Here is a 17,252-nt window from a genome sequence, read left to right as displayed (position 1 = left end):
ACTCACCCTCTCGGGCTTTCCTCCGGGCTTCCCTTCGGTGTTTCCGACTCTATCAGATCTTTTCTCGATCCGATTTCCTCGGTGCTTTCCAGGTTGCCGCTCTCGCGTTTCCCTTTCCGGCGGTTCCGACTTTATCAGAAGTTCTGAGTCGGAATTCCCACCCGCTCCGGGGCACCGTGGTCCAGCACATGAAGCACTGGGGTTCCCGGTCGGGCGGAGCCGTAAACGTACTGGAGCGGGGCGCCCCGATGCAAATCGAGGCGCCCCGCTCCCAGTTCACGCGGACGGGGTGTCAGACCTCCACCACGACCGGCAGGATCATTGGCCTGCGGCGATACGCGTCTGAGACCCACTTGCCGAGAGTACGCCGAATGAGTTGCTGCAGCTGGTGAGGCTCGACGACGCCGTCCTGGGCCGAGCGCTCCAGGACCTCCGTGATCTTCGGGATGACGTCGGCGAAGGCCGCGTCCTCGATGCCGGAACCGCGGGCCTGGACATGCGGGCCACCCGTGATCTTGCCGGTCGAGGAGTCCACGACCACGAAGACCGAGATGATGCCCTCGTCACCGAGGATCTTGCGGTCCTTCAGGGCCGGCTCGCCCACATCGCCGACGGAGAGTCCATCGACGTAGACGTAGCCCGCCTGGACCTTGCCCGAGATCTTCGCCTTGCCCTCGACCAGGTCGACGGCCACGCCGTCCTCGGCGATGACGATGCGGTCGTGCGGAACACCCGTCATGGCGCCCAGTTCGGCGTTGGCGCGAAGATGCCGCCATTCACCGTGGACCGGCATGAGGTTCCTCGGGCGGCAGATGTTGTAGAAGTACAGCAGCTCGCCCGCGGAGGCGTGACCGGAAACGTGCACCTTGGCGTTGCCCTTGTGGACGACGTTGGCGCCCCAGCGGGTCAGGCCGTTGATCACGCGGTAGACCGCGTTCTCGTTTCCGGGGATGAGGGACGAGGCCAGGATGACCGTGTCGCCGTCGACGATGCGGATCTGGTGATCGCGGTTGGCCATACGGGACAGGGCCGCCATCGGCTCGCCCTGGGAGCCCGTGCAGACCAGGACCACCTGGCTGTCGGGCAGGTCGTCCAGCGTCTTGACGTCGACCACCAGGCCCGGCGGGACCTTCAGGTAGCCGAGGTCGCGGGCGATGCCCATGTTGCGGACCATGGAGCGGCCGACGAAGGCGACCCGGCGGCCGTACTCGTGCGCCGCGTCCAGGATCTGCTGAATGCGGTGGACGTGGCTGGCGAAGCTCGCCACGATGATCCGCTTGCGGGCACCGGCGAAGACCTGGCGCAGGACGTTGGAGATGTCGCGTTCGGGCGGGACGAAGCCCGGGACCTCGGCGTTCGTCGAGTCGGCGAGAAGGAGGTCGATGCCCTCCTCGCTGAGCCGGGCGAACGCGTGCAGGTCGGTGAGGCGGTTGTCCAGCGGGAGCTGGTCCATCTTGAAGTCGCCGGTGTGCACCACCATGCCGGCGGGGGTGCGGATGGCGACCGCCAGGGCGTCCGGGATCGAGTGGTTGACCGCGATGAACTCGCAGTCGAAGGGGCCGACGCGCTCCCGGTTCCCCTCCGCCACCTCAAGGGTGTACGGGCGGATCCGGTGCTCCTGGAGCTTGGCCTCGATGAGGGCGAGGGTCAGCTTGGAGCCGATCAGCGGGATGTCCGGCTTCTCGCGGAGCAGGAAGGGGACGCCACCGATGTGGTCCTCGTGGCCATGCGTGAGGACGATGCCCTCGATGTCGTCGAGGCGGTCCCGGATGGACGAGAAGTCCGGCAGGATCAGGTCGATTCCGGGCTGCTCCTCCTCGGGGAAGAGCACTCCGCAGTCGACGATCAGCAGACGGCCGCCGTACTCGAAGACCGTCATGTTCCGGCCGATCTCACCGAGACCGCCGAGCGGGGTGACCCTCAGGCCGCCCTCGGGGAGCGGCGGGGGCGGGCCGAGTTCAGGATGCGGATGACTCAAAAGACTCTCCTCACCATGCGCGCCACGTACCGGCCGGGCACGTGGCGCGCATGACGTTCGTGCAGAAGCAGTTGTCGTTGTGGGGTGCGGGCACCGGTGGCCCGCGTATGCGGTTGTCTCTTCAGTTGTGAAGCTCGGGTGGTGCCAAGTCTGTTGTCAGAGCTGTACCCCGCCGGCGGCAAGATCGATCTTGAGCTGGGCGATCTCCTCGGGCGAGCATTCGACCATGGGCGCGCGCAGGGGGCCTGCGGGCAGTCCCTGGAGGCCGAGCGCGGCCTTGGTGGTCATGACGCCCTGGGTGCGGAACATGCCGGTGTAGACCGGGAGCAGCTTCTGGTGGATCTCGGTGGCCTTGACGACGTCACCCGATGTGTACGCGTCGACGAGGGCGCGCAGGTCCGGGGTGACGACATGGCCGACGACCGAGACGAAGCCGACCGCGCCCACGGACAGCAGGGGCAGGTTCAGCATGTCGTCGCCGGAGTACCAGGCCAGGCCGGACTGGGCGATGGCCCAGCTGGCGCGGCCGAGGTCGCCCTTGGCGTCCTTGTTGGCGACGATCCGGGGGTGCTCCGCGAGCCGGACGAGCGTTTCGGTGTTGACCGGGACGCCGCTGCGGCCGGGGATGTCGTAGAGCATGACCGGAAGCCCGGTGGTGTCCGCGACGGCCGTGAAGTGCCGGTACAGGCCCTCCTGCGGAGGCTTGTTGTAGTACGGCGTCACGACCAGCAGGCCGTGTGCGCCGGCGCGCTCGGCCTCGCGGGCCAGTTCGATGCTGTGGTGGGTGTCGTTGGTGCCGACACCGGCCACGATGTGGGCGCGGTCGCCGACCGCGTCCAGTACGGCTCGTACCAGGTCCGATTTCTCCGCGTCGCTGGTGGTGGGGGACTCGCCGGTGGTGCCGTTGATGATCAGGCCGTCATTGCCTGCGTCCACCAGGTGGGCGGCGAGTCGCTGCGCGCCGTCGAGGTCGAGTGCGCCGTCCGCCGTGAAGGGCGTGACCATGGCGGTGAGGACCCGCCCGAAGGGGGTCTGCGGAGTCGAGGTCGGAGCCATGGGTAACACGCTACTCGGTGCTCCATACGTGGTCTGCCCTCGGGGTACCGGGAAAGTCAGGACAAATATGGAACCCGGCACTGCCTGCTCGGGGGTTCAAGCAGTGCCGGGTCCGTTTGATCAGGCTAGATGAACTTCTCCAAATGCCGCAATACGGACACTTCGCCTGGCTGATCCGTACATCCGTTCCGCTTGGGGGAACAGAGCTTCGTTATGGGGCCACACGGCCGTTCGTATTGAAGGCGGCGTGGGTGAGCGGCATGAGCCTCGCCCACTCCGCCTCCATCTTCTCGCCGACCATCTCGATCTCCCGCTGCGGGAAGGACGGCACCTTGGCCAGCTCGTGCTGGGTGCGCAGGCCGAGGAAGTGCATCAGGGAGCGGGCGTTGCAGGTGGCGTACATGGAGGAGAAGAGGCCGACGGGGAGCGCCGCGCGGGCCACCTCGCGGGCGACTCCCTCGGCGAGGAGCTTCTGGTAGGCCGCGTAGGCGTGCTCGTAGGACTCCTGGAGGGTGCTGCGCACCGTCTCGTGCTGGGCCGGGGTGCCCTCGACGAAGACGTACTTGCCCGGGCGGCCCTCCTGCACGAGCTTGCGGGACTCGTCGGGGACGTAGAAGACGGGCTCCAGCTCCCGGTAGCGGCCCGACTCCTCGTTGTACGACCAGCCCACCCGGTGCCGCATGAACTCACGGAAGACGAAGATCGGGGCGCTGATGAAGAAGGTCATCGAGTTGTGCTCGAACGGGCTTCCGTGCCGGTCGCGCATCAGGTAGTTGATCAGGCCCTTCGAGCGCTCGGGGTCCTTGTTCAGCTCGTCCAGGGACTGCTCGCCGAGCGTGGAGACGCGGGCGGCGAAGAGGACGTCGGCATCCGAAGCACTGGACTTCACGAGCTCGACGGTGACGTCACTGCGCAGGGTGAGCGACTCGGGGGTGGTCACGGGGGTCCTTCCCATCACTTCTTGAGGTTCGCGCCCACTGTACGGGGGACCTCTGACAGACCCGAACTGTGACCTTGCCGCGGATTTCTTCGGACATGGGCACCTTTTGTGTCACTGGAGCGTCTGTACCGATGAGCACCACATGTTCGATCCCGAGAGGAGAGCGCACCCCCATGTTCCGGCGGCGTGAGCCCGTGCCCTTCGCCTTCCTGGCCGACGCGGACAGGTTCCGCAGCAATGTCACTCCCCCACCGCGTCAGCGGTCGTCCGCCGGCCAGCTGGCCGGGCGCTGGCTGCTGGGCCTCACCATCGTCGCCGGGCTCGTCGGCTCAGTGATCCTCGGCATGCCCGCCCTGGCCACGCCGTCCGGTACGCCGGCCGAGCAGTCCCAGGCCTCGCAGGGGCGCTGACCCTTCCGGCCGCCCACAGGTGGTGAGCGGGAACGCGGCCGGATAGCCTCACCGGGCACAGCCCACGCAAGGATGAGTGAGGACCAGCCGTGCCCCTGCCCTTCCTGACGGCCGACCGCACCTTCGATGCGGCATCCGAGAGCCCGCTTCCCTACGACGACCGCGACCGCTGGCGGCGTCCCTACCGGCCCGGCCCCGGGCGGGTGGGCGGAGCGGCCCTGGGGCTGCTGCTCTCCTCGTTCGTGCTGTTCGGGGCGGTCCTCATCGCCCTGACCGGCTCGGTGTCCTCCGCCGGCGTGGTCCTCGCCCTGGCGCTGGCGGTCATCGCCTCCGCGCTGCGGCTGCTGCGCATGGGCGTGTGGGTGAGCGCGCACGGGCTGCGCCAGGTGAGCTTCCTGCTGACGCGCACGGTGCCCTGGAAGCGCGTGGTCTCGGTACGCACGGCGCAGCAGCCGGTGCGCTGGCTGGGGCTGCCGCGCACGGTGCAGGGGCAGGCTCTGACGCTCGTACGCAAGGACCGGGCCCCCGCGGACACGCCGCCGCTGCTGACCTCGCACGGCCTGGACTTCCTGAACCGCCCCGCGGCCTTCGACCGGGCGGCGGACACGGTGGAGGCATGGGCAGCGGAGTACGGGCGCGGCGCTTGAGGTCCCGGTTGCGGTGTTCGTCCGCCCGACCGCAGCAACCACTGCGTCCCGGCCACCGCAATCAGCGATTTATCGACTTCGCCGACCACCGCAACGACTGACCGAGGAACCCCGACGACGATCAGCCAGGTCCGCGAGAGCGGCCCCGGTTCAGACCCACGAGGGGGTCTTGCCCTCGTGCAGGGCGATGGCGCGCTGCATCGCCTTGCGGGCCCGCGGGGTGTCACGGGCGTCGTGGTAGGCGACGGCGAGCCGGAACCAGCTGCGCCAGTCGTCCGGAGCGGCCTCCGTCTCGGCCTTGCGCCGGGAGAACACCTCGTCGGCCGAGTCACGGTCGATACGGCCGCCCGGGGTGCGCTTCAGCTCGTCGACGGGCAGACCGCCCTCGGCGTCGAGTTCGGCGGCGAGCAGGTTGGCCTTCCGGACGAACTGGGTGTTCTTCCACAGGAACCACAGCCCGATGACCGGCAGGATGAGCACCGCGACCCCGAAGGTGACGGTGAGGACCGTGCCGGACTGGATGAGCATGACGCCGCGGCTGCCGACCAGGACGAAGTAGAAGACCAGGACGGCGGCCGTGACGAAGTAAGTGATCTTCGCGCGCATGATGTGTTCGGGCTCAGCTCAGGTCCAGGAAGTGCTCCAGGCCGAACGTCAGGCCCGGAGTCGACACCACACGGCGGGCGCCGAGCAGGATGCCCGGCATGAAGCTGCTGTGGTGCAGGGAGTCGTGGCGGATGGTGAGCGTCTCGCCCTCGCCACCGAGCAGCACCTCCTGGTGGGCCAGGAGGCCGCGCAGGCGCACGGCATGGACGGGGACGCCGTCCACGCTCGCGCCGCGGGCGCCGTCCAGGGCGGTGACCGTGGCGTCCGGCGCCGGGGCCGTACCGGCCTGGCGGCGGGCCTCGGCGATGAGCTGGGCCGTACGCGTGGCGGTGCCCGACGGGGCGTCCACCTTGTTCGGGTGGTGCAGCTCGACGACCTCGACCGACTCGAAGTAGGGAGCGGCGAGCTGCGCGAACTTCATGGTCAGCACGGCGCCGATGGAGAAGTTCGGCGCGATGAGCACGCCCGTCTCCGGGGACTGGGCGAGCCAGCCCGTCAGCTGCGCCAGGCGCTCCTCGGTCCAGCCCGTCGTACCGACGACGGCGTGGATGCCGTGGCGCACGCAGAAGTCGAGGTTGCCCATGACGGAGGCGGGGGTGGTCAGTTCGACGGCGACCTGGGCGCCGGTCTCCGCCAGCGTCTCCAGCTTGTCGCCCCGGCCGAGGGCGGCGACCAGCTCCATGTCCTCGGCGGCCTCGACCGCCTGTACGGCCTCGGACCCGATCCGGCCCCTGGCACCCAGGACTGCCACGCGCAGCTTGCTCATGTTCCTGCTTCCTAACCGGTGGTTTTCAGGCGACGGCGTCGTGCAGACGAGAGGCCTGCTTGTCCTTCAGCGGGCCGATGACCGACAGCGACGGGCGCTGTCCCAGGATGTCGCGGGCCACCGACCGGACCTCGTCCGGAGAGACCGTCGCGATCCGGGCCAGCATGTCGTCCACGGACATCTGCTCACCCCAGCACAGCTCACTCTTGCCGATACGGTTCATCAGCGCGCCCGTGTCCTCGAGACCCAGGACGGTGGAGCCCTGGAGCTGGCCGATGGCGCGGCCGATCTCCTCGTCGGAGAGACCGTCGGCGGCGACGCGGTCGAGTTCGTCCCGGCAGATCTTCAGTACGTCGTGCACCTGGCTCGGCCGGCAGCCGGCGTAGACGCCGAACAGGCCGCAGTCGGCGAAGCCGGAGGTGTACGAGTACACGCTGTAGGCCAGGCCGCGCTTCTCCCGGACCTCCTGGAAGAGGCGGGAGGACATGCCGCCGCCGAGGGCGGTGTTGAGCACGCCCATGGCCCAGCGGCGGTCGTCCGTGCGGGCCAGGCCGGGCATACCGAGGACGACGTGCGCCTGTTCGGTCTTGCGGGCGAGCAGCTCCACCTTGCCGGCCGTGCGGATCGCACGGCGGCCGTCGCGCGGGTCGATGGGCTGCGCGTCCGCGTCCTTGAAGGCGCCCGCCTTCTCGAAGGCCGCGCGGACCTGTCGTACGACCTTGTTGTGGTCGACGTTGCCGGCACAGGCGACCACGAGGTGGGTCGGGTCGTAGTGCTTCTTGTAGAAGCGGCGGATGCGGTCGGCGGTGAGGGCGTTGACCGTGTCGACCGTGCCGAGGACGGGGCGGCCGAGGGCGTTGTCGCCGAACATGGTGTGCGCGAACAGGTCGTGCACACAGTCGCCCGGGTCGTCCTCGGTCATCGCGATCTCTTCGAGGATCGCGCCGCGCTCGACGTTGACGTCCTCTTCGAGGATCAGCGAGCCGGTCAGCATGTCGCAGACGACGTCGATGGCGAGGGGCAGGTCGGTGTCGAGCACGCGCGCGTAGTAGCACGTGTACTCCTTGGCCGTGAACGCGTTCATCTCGCCGCCGACCGCGTCGATGGCGGAGGAGATGTCCAGCGCCGACCTGCGGCCGGTGCCCTTGAAAAGCAGGTGCTCCAGGTAGTGCGTGGCGCCGTTCAGGGACGGGGTCTCGTCGCGGGAACCGACGTGCGCCCAGATGCCGAAGGTCGCCGAGCGCACGGAGGGCAGGGTCTCGGTGACGATGCGCAGACCGCCCGGAAGGGTGGTCTTACGGACCGTACCGATGCCGTTCGTGCCCTTGATGAGGGTTTGGGTACGGGCGACGGCCCGCGCCTCCGAAGAGGTGCGGGCCGTCGCCTTGGAGCTACGGGACGTCACTGGTCGGCGTCGTCCTTCTTCGTCTCGTCGCCTTCTTCGCCCTCGATCACGGGGATGAGGGAGAGCTTGCCGCGGGAGTCGATCTCGGCGATCTCGACCTGGACCTTCTGGCCCACGCCGACGACGTCCTCGACGTTCTCCACGCGCTTGCCGCCGGCGAGCTTGCGGATCTGCGAGATGTGCAGCAGACCGTCCTTGCCGGGCAGCAGGGAGACGAACGCACCGAAGGTGGTCGTCTTCACGACCGTACCCAGGTAGCGCTCGCCGACCTCGGGCATCGTCGGGTTGGCGATGCCGTTGATCGTGGCGCGGGCGGCCTCGGCGGCCGGGCCGTCGGCGGCACCGATGTAGATGGTGCCGTCGTCCTCGATCGTGATCTCGGCGCCGGTGTCCTCCTGGATCTGGTTGATCATCTTGCCCTTGGGGCCGATGACCTCACCGATCTTGTCCACGGGGATCTTGACGGTGATGATCCGCGGGGCGTTCGGGGACATCTCGTCCGGCGTGTCGATCGCTTCCATCATCACGTCGAGGATGTGGAGGCGGGCGTCACGGGCCTGCTTGAGGGCCGCGGCCAGGACGGAGGCCGGGATGCCGTCCAGCTTGGTGTCGAGCTGGAGGGCGGTCACGAACTCCTTGGTGCCGGCGACCTTGAAGTCCATGTCACCGAAGGCGTCCTCCGCACCGAGGATGTCGGTGAGGGTGACGTAGTGCGTCTCGCCCTCGACCTCCTGGGAGATCAGACCCATGGCGATACCGGCGACCGGGGCCTTCAGCGGCACACCGGCGTTCAGCAGCGACATGGTGGAGGCGCAGACCGAGCCCATGGACGTCGAGCCGTTGGAGCTCAGCGCCTCGGAGACCTGGCGGATCGCGTACGGGAACTCCTCGCGCGTCGGCAGCACCGGCACGAGGGCGCGCTCGGCGAGGGCGCCGTGGCCGATCTCGCGGCGCTTCGGGGAGCCGACGCGGCCGGTCTCGCCGGTGGAGTACGGCGGGAAGTTGTAGTTGTGCATGTAGCGCTTGCGGGTCACCGGGGAGAGGGTGTCCAGCTGCTGCTCCATGCGGAGCATGTTGAGGGTGGTGACGCCCAGGATCTGGGTCTCGCCACGCTCGAACACCGCGGAACCGTGCACGCGCGGGATGGCCTCGACCTCGGCGGCCAGCGTGCGGATGTCGGTGACACCGCGGCCGTCGATGCGCTTCTTCTCCTTGATCACGCGCTCGCGGACCAGCTGCTTCGTCAGCGAGCGGTACGCGGCGGAGATCTCCTTCTCGCGGCCCTCGAACTCCGGCAGGAGCTTCTCGGCGGCGAGCGCCTTGACGCGGTCCAGCTCGGACTCGCGCTCCTGCTTGCCCGCGATCGTCAGCGCGGAGGCGAGCTCCGGGCGGACGGCGGCGGACAGCGCCTCCAGGACGTCGTCCTGGTAGTCGAGGAAGATCGGGAACTCGCCGGTCGGCTTGGCGGCCTTCGACGCGAGGTCGGCCTGGGCCTTGCAGAGCACCTTGATGAAGGGCTTCGCGGCTTCCAGACCGGCGGCGACGACCTCCTCGGTCGGCGCCTCGGCGCCGCCCTTGACCAGCTGGATGGTCTTGTCAGTGGCCTCGGCCTCGACCATCATGATCGCGACGTCGCCGTCCTCCAGGACGCGACCGGCGACGACCATGTCGAAGACGGCGTCCTCGAGCTCGGAGTGCGTCGGGAACGCGACCCACTGGCCGTTGATCAGCGCGACGCGGACGCCGCCGATCGGGCCGGAGAAGGGCAGACCGGCCAGCTGCGTGGACGCGGACGCGGCGTTGATCGCCACGACGTCGTACAGGTGGTCGGGGTTGAGCGCCATGATCGTGGCGACGACCTGGATCTCGTTGCGCAGGCCCTTCTTGAAGGACGGGCGCAGCGGGCGGTCGATCAGACGGCAGGTGAGGATGGCGTCCTCGGAGGGACGGCCCTCACGGCGGAAGAAGCTGCCGGGGATCTTGCCGGCGGCGTACATCCGCTCCTCGACGTCCACCGTCAGCGGGAAGAAGTCGAGCTGGTCCTTGGGGTTCTTGGAGGCGGTGGTGGCCGACAGCACCATGGTGTCGTCGTCCAGGTACGCCACGGCGGAGCCGGCGGCCTGCTTGGCCAGGCGGCCCGTCTCGAAGCGGATGGTACGGGTGCCGAAGGCGCCATTGTCGATGACGGCCTCGGCGTAGTGGGTCTCGTTCTCCACTAGCGTTTTCTCCTCGTCTTCGTCCCTCGGCTGCCCGTGTGGCAGGGGGACGGTTGCGGAGAAGCGCGCCGGGCGGTGCGGGCCGGTCTTCGATCGAAGCACCCGGGGCTCGCTTCCCCCCGGGGGCCACTACCGAGGACCGGCGGCGGCGAGGTGCGCTTCTCCTCTTTCTTGTCGTGCTGTGTCGTGCTGTGTCGTGCGTCATGCGTTGTGCGTTGTGCTACCACACTACAAAGCGTGAGTGACACTCCGCACGTTTCCGCACGTACGGCAAAGGGAGCGGCTCCCGAGTCCTATCGGGAACCGCTCCCTTCACGGCGTCCTACTTGGCGCCCGCCGCACCGCGGCGGATGCCCAGGCGGTCGACCAGCGTACGGAAGCGCTGGATGTCCTTCTTGGCCAGGTACTGCAGCAGCCGGCGGCGCTGACCGACCAGGATCAGCAGACCACGGCGGGAGTGGTGGTCGTGCTTGTGGACCTTGAGGTGCTCCGTCAGGTCCGAGATCCGGCGCGAGAGCATGGCGACCTGGACCTCGGGGGAGCCGGTGTCGCCCTCCTTGGTACCGAACTCGGTGATGATCTGCTTCTTCGTAGCGGCGTCGAGCGACACGCGTACTCCTCATGGTCTGTGAGTGCCCACCGAGCGCCCCCGGTCTGCTTCTCGGGGGAGCTTCCGTGACTCGGAAGGCGGGGATCCGCTGGGCGCGGCCTCCGGGGCGGCAGGGACTACCTGCGGGTGCTCCGGGGGTGCGTACACAAACGGCCGTCGACCAGGGTACCAGGCGGCGGCGGGCCCCTCTCCCACGTTCCGGAACGCCCCGGGCCCGGGGGAGGCCGCCACTAGGGTGAACGTGCTGATCGTACGTACGTCGGGAAGGGGTCGCTTCGGGATGGCGGAGACGGAAGCGGAGATCAAGGCGCGCAAGGAGCGCGAGCGGGACGAGCTGTACGGGCTCGACATCTCGGACGTCGAGTGGCACTGCGCGCCGGGCACCGAGGAGCACGAGGAGCGGGTCGAGATCGCGTACCTCCCGGACGGGGCGGTGGCGATGCGGTCCTCCCTCGACCCGGACACCGTGCTGCGGTACACGGAGGCGGAGTGGCGGGCCTTCGTGCTGGGCGCACGGGACGGCGAGTTCGATCTGAAGCCGATGCCGCACAACGGCGGGCTCGCGGCGGAGTGAGCGGAACGTGAGAAAGGGCGGCACGCGTGCGTGCCGCCCTTTTTCTGCAGCGGGGGTCCCCGGGGAGTCTTTGCAGGACCCTCTGGGGAGTCGTTGCAGGGCTCCCCGGGGAACCGCTCGAGAAGCCTCTAGCTGGTCATCGCCCGTGCCCGGGCGTACACGTCGAAGACGGCCAGCGCCAGCGGGATCAGCGTGAGCAGGACGAAGCTCTCGGCGATCTCCAGGAAGCGCCCCCAGAAGGGGGTGACGCCGCGCCGCGGAGTGATCAGGGCGATCGCGGTGACCAGGGCGATGGCCGCACCGACCGCCGCGGCGAGCCAGACGCTGCGGATGTCGAGGGCGGTGGCGTCGCCCTGGAAGGCGTCGATCAGGTAGTCCCGGGGCGGGTTCAGGGCGAGCCCGAGGCCGAGGAAGACGATCGCGGCGAGGCCGGCGGCCAGGGTGGCGCCGACCTGCGCGGTGTAACGGAACAGGTGTGCCCGCATCAGCATCGCCACCCCGGTCGCGAGAGCCAGCAGCTGGGCCCATGTGTTGCTGGAGAAGCCGAGGACGATCGACGCGCCCACAGCGACGAGGGCGCAGCCCCCGACCAGGCCGACGAGGAGTTCGTGGCCGCGCCGGGCCCGGGCGGCCACCCGCTCGGCGTCCACGGGCTCCTGCGGTGCGGGCTCACCGGTGTCGTAGCCGCCGCGGGAGGGGTTGGGCGGTTCGAAACCGATGGGCAGCCGCGCGAAGCGCATGGACAGGCCCGGCAGGAAGGCCAGTGCCACGACGGACAGCGGGGCGCAGACGGCGGCCGTCTCGATGGGCTTCAGCTCGGTGAGGATCGCGATGAAGGTGGTGATCAGACCGATGGCGGAGGCGAAGACGAACGCCACGAAGGGTCCGTCACCTCCCGGGGACAGCAGGGTGAGCACCACGGAGGCGACGAGGACCACCGCGCAGGCGAGCAGGAACTGGAGCCGTCCGATGCCCTGACCGTCGGAGAGCGGCAGCAGTCCCGAACCTGCCACGGCGGCGTTCGGCAGGGCGCCGAGTCCCAGCGCGACCGCCGAGCCACGGTCGTCGTACACCCGTGCGCGTACGCACGCGATGGTGATCAGCAGGATTCCGGTGACGCCCGCGATGATGCCCTGCAGGCTGTTCATGTCGTGGCGGATCTGGGAACTCCAGGCCACGAACGCGAGCAGCGCGGGCAGGATGCCGCCCGCGACGAGGCCGGCGGCACGGGTGAGGTCGCCGTTCCACAGGGTGCGGTCGCGGGTGACGGCGGAGGCCACCGCCTCGGAGACGTCGTCGACAACGGCGGGCGGCAGCGACTCGGCGAACGGGCGCAGCGTCAGCAACTCGCCGTCCAGGATGCGCTGTGCAGTGAAGGACCGGGCGCCGTCGAGGACGGTGCCGTCCCGCCTGACGAGGTGGTAGCCGACCGGCGCGCCCTCGTCGGGGCTCTGCTGGGACAGGCGCAGGATCTCCGGGTACAGGTCCGCGACCGGTACGTCCTCGGGCAGCGCCACGTCGATACGGCTGTCGGGCGCCACGATGGTGACCCTGCAGAAGCCGAATCCCATGCCCGCCCCGGAAGGGGCTCCGGTGCCTGGTCCACCAGTCGCGCCGGCCGGCGCGGAGGCCGTCATGCTCACCTGCTGTTCCCCCTCGTGGATGGTGGGGCGAGCCTACGGTGCCGCCGCGCACCCTTCCGCCCGTAAAGATCCTGTGTAGGTTGTGCCGCGGCGCCCGCTCCGGCTGTCGACCGAGCGGTCGCATCCGGGGCTCACGGGGAGGCGCTTGCTTCGAACCGCTGCGGATTGCCCGGGTTTTCCCGAAACGATTCGCAACTGCTCACGCGTCTCACCGGCACCCTACCGCCCGGCGTTGTCCGTGGTTGTCAGTAGGATCGCGCTGCGCGGTCGACGTTCGCCTGACACGGGGCGGCGGACGAAACATCTCGGTCCGGCAAGGGAATTGGTGCGTAGTGAGCCACATCGTCGTCAAGCGCCCACCGCGGGCACTGCCGAAGGAAGTGCCCACGGACGAGGTCGTACTGCAAGCTCCGCCGGAACTTCCGCGCGGCCAGCAGGAAGGCGCTCTGATGCAGCTCCTGCCCATGCTCGGCATGGGCGGGTCCGTGGTGTTCTTCTTCAACCCCCAGGCCCAGCCCTTCATGAAGATCATGGGCTTGGTGATGGTGGCCTCGACGATCGGCATGGGCATCTCGATGCTCATCCGCTACCGCCGCGGCAGCCAGGGGCAGATGGCCGACATGCGCCGTGACTATCTGCGCTACCTGTCGCAGACCCGGCGTTCGGCCCTGGACACCGCACAATCCCAGCGCGACGCCCAGTACTACCTGCACCCTTCACCGGAGCAACTGTGGGCGCTCGTCGCCGAGGGCAGCCGGGTGTGGGAGCGGCGCACCGCCGACGAGGATTTCGGACAGGTGCGCGTGGGTCTCGGCCCGCAGGCTCTGGCAACTCCCCTGATCCCGCCGCAGACCGCCCCGGTCGACGAGTTGGAGCCGCTGACCGCAGGCGCCATGCAGCGGTTCCTCGCCACGCACGGCACCCTCGACGACCTGCCGATGGCGGTCTCGCTGCGCGCCTTCTACCACATGACGATCAGCGGTGAGCCGGACACCGTGCGCGGCGCGGCCCGTGCCGTCGCCGCCGCCCTCGCTTCGATGCACTCCCCCGAGGACCTGGTCATCGCCATCGTCACCGGACGCCAGTCGGCGCCCGAGTGGGAGTGGGCCAAGTGGCTGCCGCACGTGCAGGCCCCGGGCGTCGCCGACGGCGCCGGCAACATGCGCCTGATCACGACCGATCCGGTGGAGCTGGAGGACCGGCTCGCCTCCCGGCTCGAGGGTCGCCCGCGCTTCCACCCCGGCGGCCAACCGGTTCCCGAGCAGCCGCACCTGGTGGTCGTGCTCGACGGCATCTCGCTGCCGTCCACGTCGTTGCTGGCCAGCCCGGAAGGCCTGCAGGGCGTGACGGTCCTGGAGGTCGTGCCCGGCGACCTCACCGCCGGCCGTGGCGACCTCTCCGTCATCGTGCAGCCCAAGGAACTGCGCCTGGAGTCGGCGCACGGCATGGTCTACGAGGGGACACCGGACGTTCTGTCGTACGAGGCGGCAGAGGCTCTCGCCCGCCAACTCGCGCCGCTGCGGATGGCGTCGGGCGGGGACGACGACGAACCGCTGCTCGCCAACCTGGAGTTCACGGACCTGCTGAACCTGGGCGACGCGGCCTCGGTCGACCCGAAGCGGACCTGGCGGCCGCGCTCGCAGTCGGAGCGGCTGCGCGTGCCGATCGGTCTCGGCGAGGACGGCCGCCCGGTGATGCTCGACCTCAAGGAGGCGGCGCAGGAGGGCATGGGCCCGCACGGCCTGTGCGTCGGTGCGACCGGTTCCGGCAAGTCGGAGCTACTGCGCACGCTGGTGCTCGGCCTCGCCGTGACCCACTCCTCCGAGACGCTGAACTTCGTCCTCGCCGACTTCAAGGGTGGTGCCACGTTCGCGGGCATGGCCCAGCTGCCGCACGTGGCGGCCGTGATCACCAACCTCGCGGACGACCTGACCCTCGTCGACCGCATGGGCGACTCGATCCGTGGTGAGCTCAACCGCCGCCAGGAGATGCTCCGGGACGCGGGCAACTACGCGAACATCCATGACTACGAGAAGGCACGCGCGGCGGGTGCGCCGCTGCAGCCGATCCCGTCCCTCGTCCTGGTGATCGACGAGTTCAGCGAACTGCTGACCGCCAAGCCTGACTTCATCGAGATGTTCGTGCAGATCGGCCGTATCGGCCGTTCGCTGGGTGTGCATCTGCTCCTGGCCTCGCAGCGCCTGGAGGAGGGCCGGCTGCGCGGCCTGGAGACCTACCTGTCGTACCGCATCGGTCTGCGGACGTTCTCGGCGGCGGAGTCGCGCGCCGCGCTCGGCGTACCGGACGCCTACGAGCTGCCGAACGTCCCGGGTTCGGGTTTCCTGAAGTTCGGTACGGACGAAATGGTGCGGTTCAAGGCGGCGTACGTCTCCGGGGTGTACCGCACGAGTTCGCAGCAGGCCGCGGCGCTCGGCGGCCCGCTGCCCGTCGACCGCAGGCCGGTCCTCTTCACCGCCTCCGAGGTCCCGGTGCACTACGTGCCGGTCCCGCAGCAGCGCCAGGACGTGCGCGAGGAACGGCAGGACGACGCGCTCGCCGACACCGTGCTCGATGTGGTCGTGCGGCGCCTGGAGGCGCAGGGTCCGGCCGCCCACCAGGTGTGGCTGCCCCCGCTGGACAGCCCGCCGTCGCTCGACTCGCTCCTGCCGGGGCTCGCCCCGGTGCCCGGCCGCGGCATGACCCAGCCGGGGTACGAGGGCGCGGGCCGGCTGGTCATCCCGGTCGGCCTCGTCGACAAGCCCTACGAGCAGCGGCGCGACCCGCTGTGGGCGGACTTCGGCGGTGCGGCCGGCCATATGCAGATCATCGGTGGCCCGCAGTCCGGCAAGTCGACCGTGCTGCGTTCGATCATCGCGTCGTTCGCGCTCACCCACACCCCGGTGGAAGTGCAGTTCTACGGCCTGGACTTCGGCGGTGGCGGTATGGCCGCGGTGGCCGGTCTGCCGCACGTGGGTGGCGTCGCCTCCCGCCTGGACCCCGAGAAGGTCCGGCGTACGGCGGCCGAGGTGTACGGCGTCATGACCCGCCGCGAGGAGTACTTCCGCTCCGCGGGCATCTCCTCCATCGCGGAGTTCCGCTCCCGCCGCGCGCGCGGCGACATCTCGGTGACCGACCAGCCCTGGGGCGACGTCTTCCTGGTCATCGACGGCTGGGGGAACTTCCGCACGGACTACGAGGCGCTGGAGCCGCTGGTCCTGGACATCGCGGCGCGTGGCCTGGGCTACGGCATCCACCTCGTGCTCACCGCCTCGCGCTCGATGGAGGTCCGCGCAAACCTCAAGGACCACCTGATGAACCGCCTCGAACTGCGGCTCGGTGACCCCATGGACTCCGAGATCGACCGCAAGGTCGCGGCCAACGTCCCCACCGGCGTGCCGGGACGCGGCCAGACCCCGCAGAAGCAGCACTTCATGGCGGCGGTCCCCCGCATCGACGGCCTCTCCTCCGACACGGACCTCGCGGAGGCGACGACCGCCCTAGCGGCGGAGGTCACCCGCCACTGGCAGGAGCCCGGCGCACCGGAGGTACGCCTGCTGCCCCGCGAGTTCCCGGCGGCCCAGCTCCCCCCGGGCGACCGCTTCCCCCACCGCGGCGTCTCCTTCGCCCTGGACGAGGACAACCTCGAGCCGGTGTTCGTGGACTTCGAACAGGACCCGTTCTTCCTGGTGTTCGGCGAGAGCGAGTCGGGCAAGTCGAACCTGCTGAAGCTGCTGATCAAGCGCCTCACCGAGCGCTACGACGGCACCACCTGCAAGCTGTTCGTCGTCGACAACCGCCGCTCGCTGCTCGGCGTGACCCCGGACACGCACCTGGCGGAGTACATCCCCATGTCGAACCAGATGCAGCACCACATGGACGCACTGGCCGACCTGATGCAGCGCCGCACCCCGACGGCCGACGTGACCCCGGAGCAGCTGCGCAACCGCAGCTGGTGGCGGGGCCCCACGGTGTACGTCGTCGTCGACGACTACGACCTGGTGTCCACGTCGAGCGGCAACCCGCTGGCGGGCCTGACGGAACTGCTGCCGTTCGCCCGCGACGTCGGCGTCCGCTTCATCATCGCGCGCTCCACGGCGGGCGCGAGCCGTGCCGGCTACGAGTCCTTCATGCAGCGCATCAAGGAACTCGGTGCGCAGGGTGTGGTCCTCGCGGGTGATCCGGCCGAGGGCGACCTGCTGGGCGGAGTGCGGCCGCGGCCGATGCCCGCGGGGCGGGGGATCTTTGTGTCTCGGAAGCGGGGGAAGCCGATGGTGCAGGTGGGGCTGGTCGGGGACGAGGACGTGTGAGGGTCGGCTGACGTAGGGGGCCTCGGGGCCGTGGTCGCTTCGCGATCACGGCCCCGAGTGCCTGATCCCTGGCCGTTGTCCGGAACCGCGTTGC

At 69.5% G+C, this 17,252-nt stretch carries 13 protein-coding genes; 4 read left to right on the top strand and 9 right to left on the bottom strand.

What is annotated here, in order from left to right:
* Window positions 1-292: 292 nt before the first annotated feature.
* From ACIRU3_RS22710 to thyX, 3 genes are all read right to left on the bottom strand, one after another.
* Window positions 293-1,978 carry a ribonuclease J gene (locus ACIRU3_RS22710; protein ID WP_404058933.1) on the bottom strand — a complete coding sequence of 562 codons (1,686 nt, stop codon included), beginning with the start codon at window positions 1,976-1,978 and terminating at the stop codon, window positions 293-295.
* A 156-nt stretch (window positions 1,979-2,134) separates the two neighbouring features.
* The gene (dapA, locus tag ACIRU3_RS22705; protein ID WP_404058930.1) at window positions 2,135-3,034 is read right to left on the bottom strand and encodes a 4-hydroxy-tetrahydrodipicolinate synthase; all 900 of its coding nucleotides are present in this window, start codon (window positions 3,032-3,034) and stop codon (window positions 2,135-2,137) included.
* A 211-nt stretch (window positions 3,035-3,245) separates the two neighbouring features.
* Window positions 3,246-3,989: an FAD-dependent thymidylate synthase gene (gene thyX / locus ACIRU3_RS22700; RefSeq protein WP_404058928.1), complete on the bottom strand. Its 744-nt coding sequence runs from the start codon at window positions 3,987-3,989 to the stop codon at window positions 3,246-3,248.
* 158 nt (window positions 3,990-4,147) lie between these two features.
* Here thyX and ACIRU3_RS22695 point away from each other — a divergent pair, with 158 nt between their 5' ends.
* Together ACIRU3_RS22695 and ACIRU3_RS22690 are read left to right on the top strand one after the other, a co-directional pair.
* A complete protein-coding gene (locus ACIRU3_RS22695) occupies window positions 4,148-4,384 on the top strand; it encodes a hypothetical protein (protein ID WP_404058926.1) in 237 nt (78 codons plus the stop codon).
* An 89-nt stretch (window positions 4,385-4,473) separates the two neighbouring features.
* Entirely contained in the window at window positions 4,474-5,031 is a 558-nt protein-coding gene (locus ACIRU3_RS22690) for a hypothetical protein (RefSeq protein ID WP_404058923.1), read from the top strand.
* A gap of 150 nt (window positions 5,032-5,181) precedes the next feature.
* Here ACIRU3_RS22690 and ACIRU3_RS22685 read toward each other — a convergent pair whose 3' ends face one another.
* From ACIRU3_RS22685 to rpsO, 5 genes are all read right to left on the bottom strand, one after another.
* Window positions 5,182-5,637 (bottom strand): hypothetical protein, encoded by a 456-nt coding sequence (locus ACIRU3_RS22685; protein ID WP_404058921.1) that lies wholly within the window; start codon window positions 5,635-5,637, stop codon window positions 5,182-5,184.
* Window positions 5,638-5,650: 13 nt separating this feature from the next.
* On the bottom strand, window positions 5,651-6,403 hold the full coding sequence (gene dapB / locus ACIRU3_RS22680) for a 4-hydroxy-tetrahydrodipicolinate reductase (RefSeq protein WP_404058919.1): 753 nt from the start codon (window positions 6,401-6,403) through the stop codon (window positions 5,651-5,653).
* Between the two features lie 25 nt (window positions 6,404-6,428).
* Complete coding sequence (locus ACIRU3_RS22675) at window positions 6,429-7,808, bottom strand: M16 family metallopeptidase (RefSeq protein ID WP_404058916.1); 1,380 nt, start codon at window positions 7,806-7,808, stop codon at window positions 6,429-6,431.
* Entirely contained in the window at window positions 7,805-10,024 is a 2,220-nt protein-coding gene (locus ACIRU3_RS22670) for a polyribonucleotide nucleotidyltransferase (protein ID WP_404058914.1), read from the bottom strand. Before ACIRU3_RS22670 ends, ACIRU3_RS22675 begins: the two co-directional genes overlap by 4 nt.
* 322 nt (window positions 10,025-10,346) lie before the next feature.
* Entirely contained in the window at window positions 10,347-10,634 is a 288-nt protein-coding gene (gene rpsO / locus ACIRU3_RS22665; protein ID WP_235458654.1) for a 30S ribosomal protein S15, read from the bottom strand.
* 280 nt (window positions 10,635-10,914) lie between these two features.
* Between rpsO and ACIRU3_RS22660 the strand changes: the two genes are divergently transcribed.
* Window positions 10,915-11,208 carry a DUF397 domain-containing protein gene (locus ACIRU3_RS22660; protein WP_404058911.1) on the top strand — a complete coding sequence of 98 codons (294 nt, stop codon included), beginning with the start codon at window positions 10,915-10,917 and terminating at the stop codon, window positions 11,206-11,208.
* 128 nt (window positions 11,209-11,336) lie between these two features.
* Here ACIRU3_RS22660 and eccD read toward each other — a convergent pair whose 3' ends face one another.
* The gene (gene eccD / locus ACIRU3_RS22655; RefSeq protein WP_404058949.1) at window positions 11,337-12,845 is read right to left on the bottom strand and encodes a type VII secretion integral membrane protein EccD; all 1,509 of its coding nucleotides are present in this window, start codon (window positions 12,843-12,845) and stop codon (window positions 11,337-11,339) included.
* A 338-nt stretch (window positions 12,846-13,183) separates the two neighbouring features.
* On the opposite strand from eccD, the gene eccCa reads away from it, so the two are divergent.
* Window positions 13,184-17,158 carry a type VII secretion protein EccCa gene (gene eccCa, locus ACIRU3_RS22650; protein WP_404058909.1) on the top strand — a complete coding sequence of 1,325 codons (3,975 nt, stop codon included), beginning with the start codon at window positions 13,184-13,186 and terminating at the stop codon, window positions 17,156-17,158.
* The last annotated feature ends 94 nt before the right edge of the window (window positions 17,159-17,252 follow it).

This window comes from Streptomyces sp. NPDC101151 (assembly GCF_044768335.1).
Taxonomy (GTDB): domain Bacteria; phylum Actinomycetota; class Actinomycetes; order Streptomycetales; family Streptomycetaceae; genus Streptomyces.
This window is presented reverse-complemented; position numbering and strand designations above follow the sequence as displayed.

Bases quoted from the DNA above. Each gene is read 5' to 3' on its own strand.
- ACIRU3_RS22695 (WP_404058926.1), top strand. From the start codon at position 4,148: ATGTTCCGGCGGCGTGAGCCCGTGCCCTTCGCCTTCCTGGCCGACGCG.
- dapA (WP_404058930.1), bottom strand. From the start codon at position 3,034: ATGGCTCCGACCTCGACTCCGCAGACCCCCTTCGGGCGGGTCCTCACC.
- thyX (WP_404058928.1), bottom strand. From the start codon at position 3,989: ATGGGAAGGACCCCCGTGACCACCCCCGAGTCGCTCACCCTGCGCAGT.
- eccD (WP_404058949.1), bottom strand. From the start codon at position 12,845: ATGACGGCCTCCGCGCCGGCCGGCGCGACTGGTGGACCAGGCACCGGA.
- dapB (WP_404058919.1), bottom strand. From the start codon at position 6,403: ATGAGCAAGCTGCGCGTGGCAGTCCTGGGTGCCAGGGGCCGGATCGGG.
- ACIRU3_RS22660 (WP_404058911.1), top strand. From the start codon at position 10,915: ATGGCGGAGACGGAAGCGGAGATCAAGGCGCGCAAGGAGCGCGAGCGG.
- ACIRU3_RS22685 (WP_404058921.1), bottom strand. From the start codon at position 5,637: ATGCGCGCGAAGATCACTTACTTCGTCACGGCCGCCGTCCTGGTCTTC.